7 protein-coding genes are annotated in these 8009 nt (G+C 73.7%); 5 read left to right on the top strand and 2 right to left on the bottom strand.

Features of this window, described 5'->3' with window-relative positions; translation table 11 throughout:
• Window position 1: 1 nt before the first annotated feature.
• The gene (locus AC0IY1_RS12370) at window positions 2-754 is read right to left on the bottom strand and encodes a GNAT family N-acetyltransferase (RefSeq protein WP_471769875.1); all 753 of its coding nucleotides are present in this window, start codon (window positions 752-754) and stop codon (window positions 2-4) included.
• Between the two features lie 342 nt (window positions 755-1096).
• Here AC0IY1_RS12370 and AC0IY1_RS12365 point away from each other — a divergent pair, with 342 nt between their 5' ends.
• Window positions 1097-1633 carry a sigma-70 family RNA polymerase sigma factor gene (locus AC0IY1_RS12365; protein ID WP_244477474.1) on the top strand — a complete coding sequence of 179 codons (537 nt, stop codon included), beginning with the start codon at window positions 1097-1099 and terminating at the stop codon, window positions 1631-1633.
• A 7-nt stretch (window positions 1634-1640) separates the two neighbouring features.
• Here the strand turns inward: AC0IY1_RS12365 and AC0IY1_RS12360 are convergent, their stop codons facing one another.
• Window positions 1641-2399: a thioesterase II family protein gene (locus AC0IY1_RS12360; RefSeq protein ID WP_471769873.1), complete on the bottom strand. Its 759-nt coding sequence runs from the start codon at window positions 2397-2399 to the stop codon at window positions 1641-1643.
• Between the two features lie 240 nt (window positions 2400-2639).
• On the opposite strand from AC0IY1_RS12360, the gene AC0IY1_RS12355 reads away from it, so the two are divergent.
• Genes AC0IY1_RS12355 through fhuB form a run of 4 tightly spaced genes read left to right on the top strand, consistent with a single transcriptional unit; the run spans window position 2640 to window position 7873 of the window.
• Window positions 2640-3710: a DUF2218 domain-containing protein gene (locus AC0IY1_RS12355; protein ID WP_471769871.1), complete on the top strand. Its 1071-nt coding sequence runs from the start codon at window positions 2640-2642 to the stop codon at window positions 3708-3710.
• 9 nt (window positions 3711-3719) lie between these two features.
• The gene (locus AC0IY1_RS12350) at window positions 3720-5000 is read left to right on the top strand and encodes an MFS transporter (RefSeq protein ID WP_471769869.1); all 1281 of its coding nucleotides are present in this window, start codon (window positions 3720-3722) and stop codon (window positions 4998-5000) included.
• Window positions 4990-5883, top strand: a complete 894-nt coding sequence (locus tag AC0IY1_RS12345) for an ABC transporter substrate-binding protein (protein WP_471769868.1) — start codon at window positions 4990-4992, stop codon at window positions 5881-5883. The genes AC0IY1_RS12350 and AC0IY1_RS12345 overlap by 11 nt, the downstream gene beginning before the upstream one ends.
• Complete coding sequence (fhuB, locus tag AC0IY1_RS12340; protein ID WP_471769866.1) at window positions 5876-7873, top strand: Fe(3+)-hydroxamate ABC transporter permease FhuB; 1998 nt, start codon at window positions 5876-5878, stop codon at window positions 7871-7873. The genes AC0IY1_RS12345 and fhuB overlap by 8 nt, the downstream gene beginning before the upstream one ends.
• Window positions 7874-8009 lie beyond the last annotated feature (136 nt).

Below are 8009 nucleotides of genomic sequence, written 5' to 3'. Positions count from 1 at the left end.
TTCAAGCGTCGTCGAAGACCCAGAGGACCGGGCTTGCCGCCACCGTGAAGCCGAGGCGCTGGTAGAGGCGCTCGACCGGGCCGTCACCGACGCATTGCAGGGACACCGTTCCGGCGCCGGCCTCCGCGGCACAACGGAGGGCGGCCCGTGTCACCGCGGCGCCGAGGCCCCGGCCCTGGTGGGGGGCGCGGGTGCCGACATTGTAGAGGCCCGCGCGCGATCCGGCGCGATAGAGTGAGGCGCAGGCCACGGGCGTCCCGGCCTCGCTGAGCGTGAGGTGGCGGGTCTCGACGCCCGGCACCGCCCGCGCGGCCGCGAGGACCGGCACGAACACGGCCTGCGCCACGGCATTCGTGGCCGGGTCCGCGTAGAGGTCGCCGCAGACCGTGAGGAAGTCCCGCCCAGGAGCGGGATTGGTTTCCACCGTGAGGGCGAGACTGTCCGAGAGGGCCGACCCGGTCGTGGACGATCCCGGCGCGCCGCTGTCCCGGACCATCCAGTGGGTCGGGAAGCGCCCGATGCAGGCCGGTTTCACGTCCGGATCGGGGGAGGCCGCGTCGTCGAGGGCGAGGAGGGCCGGCCGGCGTCCGTGGCGGCGGGCGGTGGCCGCGACCCAGCCGAGATCCCCCGTCCCGACGGCGAGGTTGAAGCCCGGCTCCGGCAGGGCGGATCGGATGTAGCACCCACCGCCGGGGGCCGGCTCCACGCCCGCGACGTAGCATCCGGCCTGCATCCGGAGATGGGTATCGAGCAACGTCTGAAAGTCCAATCCGCCCAAACTCATCCGTTCTCCTCCGGCTGTCGCTCCGTTCGGGCGCGCGAGGATCCCATAATCTTCCGCCCGCCAAGCGTATCATGCGCCCGCCAAGCGTATCATGAACAGAAAACGCGAGACTAATCTAGAAAAATACGAACTCTTATTTTCTAGAACTCTTCTAATTATAGATATCATCTACAATCAGAAGCTTGAATTCGATCTCGATTTGTCGACATAGCCTCGTTCGTGAAATCGACGATCACGCGGGATGCGACGCCGGACGCCCGTCCGGCCCGTCCCGAAGGATCGTCGCGGCCATCGCCACGAGGAGGGCTGTCGATGACACGGACCCCGGTTTCCGCATCCCCGCGGGGCATGCCGCCCGCCGCCGCCACCCTGCTCGCCGCCCTGGTGCGCGAGCAGGCGGCCCTGGTGGAGGTCGCCGCCCGCATCCTGCGCGACCGTGCCACGGCGGAGGACGTGGTGCAGGACGTCGTCCTGAAGCTGTGCGAGGCCTCCGCCTGTCCCGAGGTTGCGGCGCCGGCCCCCTACCTGCGCCGGATGGTCCGCAACGCCGCGGTCGACTGCGCCAGGCGGCACCTGCGCGAGCGCTGCCGCCTGGCGCCGGATGCCGACGCGGAGGCGGTGCCGGCCCCCTGCGCCTGCCCGCTGGCGCATCTGGAGCGCTGCGAGGCCCTGCGGGCCGTGCTGGCCGCCCTGGAGCGGACGCCGGATCGCACCCGCCGGGTCTTCCTGGCCCATCGCATCGACGGCGTGCCGCAGAACGTCCTGGCCCGGGAGGCCGGGATCTCGCCGACGCTGGTGAACTTCATCATCCGCGACGGCACCGCCCTGTGCCGGGCGGCGGCCGCGTGAGCCCGGCTCAGGGCGCGGGCGCCTCGGCCGCGATCACGTCGCGCAACAGGGCCGCGAGGCGCTCCCCCTGCGCGCGGATGAAGAAGTGGCCGCCGGGCCAGATCTGCACCGCGGGCGCGCGCCCGAGCCAGGCGCCCCATCCGGGCAGCAGCCCGGGCGGGTTGTCGAGGTCGGCGTCGCCGCCCAGGATCGTGGCCGGGAGCCCGAGGAGCTGCGACGTCGGATCCGGTACATGTTGCGAGGCGAGGCGGTAATCGGCCCGTACCACCGGCAGCACCAGGGCAAGCAGGTCGCGCGCCGCGAACAACTCGGGCGGGGTCCCGCCGAGGCGCCGCATGCGGGCTTCCAGGGCCGCGTCCGTCAGGGCCTCCTCCGCGAGCGGGCCTTCCCCGGTCAGCGGCGCCCGGCGCCCGCTCAGGACGAGGTGACGGGGCGCGCCTCCGGCGGCCGCGAGGGTACGCGCGACCTCGTAGGCGATGAGGGTGCCCAGGGAATGGCCGAACAGCACGAGGGGCTTCTGCGGCATCGCCCGGAGGGCCCCGGCGATCTCGGCCGCGACGGTTGGCAGGTCGGTGGCGAAGGCCTCGCCGAAGCGGGTGCCGCGCCCGGGCAGCTCCGGCACCCGCACCTCGGCGACGTCGGCGAGCGCGCGCTCCAGCGACGCGTAGGCGGTGGCGTTCCCGCCGGCGAAGGGCAGGCAGACGAGGCGCACCGGACCCGCCGGGTTGAGGGGCCCGCGCGGGAAGACGGGACAGGTCTGCGTCATGGGGCGGTCTCGATCAGGTCCGGAGCGGCATCGCCTGGGCGTTTCTACACAGGTTTCGGCAGTGCAGGCAAAGAACAGTCGTCGAATGTGATCGGATAATACGTTTTTATACTGAATTAGAATAATGATAAAGCAAGCATTGCGGTTGTCTTGCGGCTGTCCTTCGTCTAGGGCTGGCCGACCTGAGCAGCCACTCGATCGGGGCGCATCGCCCATCCGCACGAACGGGGAGATCATCCTGTGACATTGCTGGCAGCCGAGGCCGAGGTCCACCTCGCCGATGCGGAGCGCCACGTGGCGCATCTCTGCGCGCATTTCGAGGAGCACGACTTCGTCGTCGAGGCGGCGCCCGGCCGGACCCGGATCGCCTTCGACGTCGGCACCGGCATCCTGGAGAGCGACCGGGACCGCCTCACCCTGCGGGCCGAGGCCGATGACACGACCCGGCTCGCCGCTATCAAGTTCATGCTCGCCCAGCACCTGCAGGAGCTGCCGGGCGCGGCGGAGGCCCGCCTGGTCTGGACGGGGGACGGCTGCGCGGACACCACCCTGCCGAGCCTGCGCGAGGTCCGGGTGAGCCGCATCCGGGATCTCACCCCGAACCTGCGCCGCATCACCTTCGCGGGCCAGGATCTCGGTCGCTACGACGCGCCGGACATGCACATCCACCTGCTGATACCGCCCGCGGGCCAGCCGCCGGTCTGGCCGGTGCCGGGCGCCAACGGCATCCCGGTCTGGCCGGAGGGGCCGGCCGCGCCGGCCCTGCGCACCTACACCGTCCGGCGGGTCGACGCGGAGGCCGGCGAGATCACGCTGGACTTCGTCCTGCACGCGGCGCCCGGTCCGGGGGCCGCCTTCGCCGCGCGGGCCCGCCTCGGCGATGTCGTCGGCATACTGGGACCCGGCGGGCGCGGCGTCGCCCCCGCGCAATGGTACCTCCTGGCCGGCGACGACACGGCGCTGCCGGCGATCGGCCGTATCCTCGAGCGCCTGGCGCCCGACGCCACCGGCGTGGCGGTCGTCGAGGTGGACGATGCAGCCGACGAACTGGCCCTGCAGCATCCCGCGGGCCTCGCCCTGCGCTGGTTGCACCGCAAGGGCGCCCCCGCCGGCACCACCCCCCAGCTGGCCGAGGCCGTCCGCGCCATCCCGATCCCGCAGGACCGCAGCGTCTTCGCCTGGGCCGGCACCGAGTTCGAGACCTTCAAGGCCCTGCGCGCCCATTGGCGCAAGACCTGCGGCCTGCCCCGCGACCGGCATCTTGCGGTGGCCTATTGGCGGCGCGGGCACAGCGAGGACGCGGAGGCGTAGGGGCGCGCGATGGCCGCCTCCGGCTTCCTCGACATCGCGCCCCTGCGCGCGAGCCCGGGCTTCCGGCTGCTCTACGCGGCGCGGGCCGCCTCCTTCCTGGCCTTCGGGGTGCTCGGCGTCGCCGTCAGCCTGCAGACCTACGCACTCACGGACTCGTCCCTGCAGGTGGCGCTGCTGAACGCCGCCGTGGCGGGGCCGATGGCCCTGTCGCTGATCGTCGGCGGCCGGCTCGCCGACCGCTTCGACCGACGCGCCGTGATGGTGTGGTCCCGGTCCGCGCATCTCGCCGCCATCCTGATCCTGATGGGCAACGCGGCGATGCCCGAGCCCGGAATCCTGCCGATCTTCGCCGCGGCCGTGGTGGGCGGGGCGACCTTCGGCTTCGGCATGCCGGCCCTGATGGCCGCGACCCCGGCCCTGGTCGGGCGCGAGCACCTGGCCGGGGCGGCCGCCCTCACCGCCGTGGCGGCCCAGGCCGGGGCCATCGCGGGGCCGTTCCTCGCCGGGGCGATCACGGCGCGGATGGGCCTCGTCGCCTGCTACGGATGGGTGGCGCTGGCCTCGGGCCTGACGCCCATCCTCCTCGCTCGGCTGCCGCGCCTGCCGCCGGAGCGGGGCGCGCCAATGGGCGACGCGTCGTCGGATCGGGCGGGAGGGCTCCGGTTCCTGCTGCGCTCGCCCCTGGTGCTCGGCCTCCTGCTCATCGACCTCGTCGCCCTGGTCTTCGCGGTGCCCTACGTGCTCCTGCCCGAACTCGCCGCCCGCGCCGTCCTGGGCGATGCCGACAGCCTCGGCCTCCTCTACGCCGCGCCCGCGGTGGGCGCCCTGGTCGGCGCCCTCGGCTCCGGCCGTGCCGGGGCGAGCCCCCGGGCGGGGCGCTGGCTGCTCGCCTGCGTGGCGGTCTGGGCCGGCGCCTGCCTCGCGCTCGGCCTCGTCGGCGGCCTCGTCCCGGCTCTCCTCGTCCTCGCCGTCCTGGGCGCCGCCGCGAGCCTCGCCGGCATCCTGCGCGCCGCCCTGATCCAGCGCGCCACGCCGGACGCGATGCTCGGCCGGGTCTCGAGCCTCTGGGTGCTGGAGGAGACCCTCGGCCCGGCGCTCGGCGGCATGCAGATGGGCACCAGCGCGCATCTCGCCTCCGTGCGCCTCGCCCTGGTGGCGGGCGGGGGGCTCTGCCTCGCGGCGACGGCCGGATTCGCCGCCTTCGTCCCGAGCCTCCGCCAGGCGAGCCTCGCGCCCGAGCGCGCCCCCAAGACCGGCCATGCCGGGCTGGTCCCCGCCGATGCGCGCTGAGGCTCGTCGCCGGATCGTCCTCGGATGGATCCTCGTTCTTCTCGCCGCCGTGCTTCCGGCGCGGGCCGAACCGGCGCCCCCCCGCGTCGCCGCCCTCGACTGGGGCGCGGTGGAACTGCTGCTCGGCCTCGGCGTCGTGCCCGTCGGCGTGACCCAGCCGGAGGGCTACAACCGCACCGTCGTGGCGCCCGCCCTGCCGGCGGGTGTCACCGATCTGGGCCTCGTCGTGGAGCCGAATCTCGAGGTCCTGGCCCGCCTGAAGCCCGACCTCATCCTGGGCAACCCCCTCCAGGTCGCCAGTCAGGGCGACTTCCTCCGACGGATCGCGCCGACCGAGGCGGTCTCGATCTACGCCCAGGCCGGCACGCCCTACGCCCAGGCCCGGGCCGAAACCCGGCGCATCGCCGCGCTGATCGGGCGCGAGGCCGCCGCCGAGGCCCTGGAGACCCGCACCGCGACGCTGCTGGACACTCTCGCCGCCGTGGCCTGCCCCGGCGATCGGCGACCGGTCTTCCTCGTCTGGATCGTCGATCACCGCAACGTGGTGGTCTACGGGCGCAACAGCCTGTTCCAGACGGTGCTCGACCGCCTCGGCCTCGCCAATGCGTGGACCGGGCCGACCAACGCCTACGGCTTCGCCGTGCTCGGCATCGAGCAACTCGCCGCCGGTCCACCCGACGCCCGCATCGTCCATATCGGGCCGATCCGCTCGGATGCCGCCCGTGCCCTGGCATCGAGCCGGCTCTGGCAGACGCTTCCGGCGGTGCGCGATCACCGGGTCACCGTGCTGGCGCCGGTCTGGTTCTACGGCGGCCTGCCGGCGATCGCGCGCTTTGCCGGGCTGATGGCGGAGCAACAGCGGGAGACGTGTCCGCGTGGCTGAGGCGCGGGCCATCGCGGGCGCCTCCGCGCGTCGCCCCTCCGGCACGGCGCTGCTCATCGGGGCCGTGAGCCTCGCGGCCACGCTCCTCACCCTGCGCAGCCTCACGGCGGACCTACCCCTGGCGCGGGCCCTGTCCGCCCTGTGGAGCCCGGACTGGACCGACATCCATCAGGTCATCCTGCACGAGAGCCTCGCGCCCCGTCTCGCCACCGCTTGGCTCGCCGGCGCGGCGCTGGCCCTGTCCGGCACCGTGCTGCAGCAGGTCCTGCGCAATCCCCTGGCCTCGCCCTCGACCCTCGGCATCTCGGCCGGCGCGCAGCTGGCCCTGGCGCTCGCCTCCCTGTTCGCCCCGGGCCTGTTCGCGGAGGGGCACGAGGCGGTGGCGCTCGCAGGCGCCGGCCTCGCGGCCCTCGCGGTCTTCGCCCTCGGCCGAAGCCGGGGCTTCGCGCCTCTCGGGCTGCTGCTGGCCGGGCTCGTGATCGAGCTCACCTGCGGGGCGATCCAGACCCTCCTGGTCATCTTGCACCAGGAGCGCCTGTTCGGCCTGTTCGTCTGGGGGGCTGGGTCGCTGGCCATGAACGACTGGTCGGCCCCGGCCTACCTCGCGCCGCGCCTCGCGGTCGCCGCCGGGCTCGTGGCCCTGATGGTCCGGCCGCTCGCGCTCCTGGATCTCGACGAGACCAACGCGCGCAGCCTCGGGCTCGGCCTCGGGCCGGCCCGCCTCGGCGCCCTGGTGCTCGCGGTGGCGCTCGCCGGCTTCGTCGTGAGCGGCGTCGGCGTGATCGGCTTCGTCGGCTTCGCCGCGCCGATCCTGGTGCGGCTCACCGGCACCCGGCGCCTGCGCGACCGGCTGATCGCCGCGCCCCTGCTCGGGGGGGCCCTGCTCTGGCTGACCGATGCGGTGGTGCTGGCCCTCGGCCCCCTGGTCTCGCTGCCGACCGGCGCCTTCGCGGCCCTCCTCGGCGTGCCACTGCTGCTCTGGCTGCTGCCCCGCCTGCGCGGGGTCGGGAGCCTCCATCACGCCGCCGAGGCGGCGGCGCGCGCGCCGAGACCCTGGCGCCGCATCGCGGCCTGGGGCGCGCTGCTGGCGCTCCTGTCCGTCGGCGCCCTGGTGCTCGGCCGTCAGGACGGCGGCTGGGTCCTCAGCCTCGGCGACGGGCTGGCCGAGGTGATGCCCTGGCGCTGGCCGCGCGTCGTCGCCTCGCTGGCTGCGGGCGCGACCCTGGCGCTGGCCGGCGCCCTGGTCCAGCGCCTCACGGGCAACCCGCTCGCCAGCCCGGAGGTCCTCGGCGTGAGCGCGGGAGCGGCGTTCGGGCTCATCGCCGTCAGCCTCCTCGTCGCCCTGCCGGACCGGGCGATGCTCCTCGGCGCGGGTGGGCTCGGCGCGCTCGCCACCCTCCTGGCGATCCTGACGCTCGCCCGGCGGGCCGCCCTCGCGCCGGAGCAGATGCTGCTCGCCGGCATCGCCCTCACCACGGGCTTCGGCGCGCTGCTCACCATCCTGATGATCAGCGGCGATCCCGCGGTGGTCATGCTGCGGGCCTGGACGGCGGGTTCCACGGCGCGGGTCGCACCCGGCGATGCCGTCGCGGCCGTGGTGCTCCTCGGGATCGGGGCGGCCTGCCTGCCCCTGGTGGTGCGCTGGCTCGACCTGATGCCGCTGGGGGACGCCACCGGGCGGGCCCTGGGGTTGAACCTGCGCGGAAGCCGCCTCGCGATCCTGACGCTGGCGGCCCTCCTCACGGCAGCCGGAACCCTCGTCGCCGGCCCCCTGAGTTTCGTCGGCCTGGTGGCTCCCCAGGTGGCGCGGCTCGCCGGCCTGGCGCGGGCCGCACCCCACCTCGCGGGCTCCGCCCTCGTCGGCGCGCTGATCATGGTGGCGGCGGATTTCGTCGGCCGGATGGCCTTCTTCCCCGACCAGCTTCCGGCCGGCCTTGTCGCCGCTCTCGTGGGCGCGCCCTTCATGATGTGGCTGCTGGCCCGGCGATAAAACTTGGTCTTTTTATTAATTACAAAGTACAAATGTGCTAATTCAACAACGTCGTATTGAAATATGCGAGACAATCCCTGAGTCAGCTTGATCAATAGCCTTCCGCATGTGCACCCTGTCGCCGCAAGATAGGTTT

The organism is Methylobacterium sp. AC690 (genome assembly GCF_979256535.1).
The sequence above is the reverse complement of the archived record's forward strand: the minus strand, read 5'-3'. Positions and strand labels throughout refer to the sequence as shown.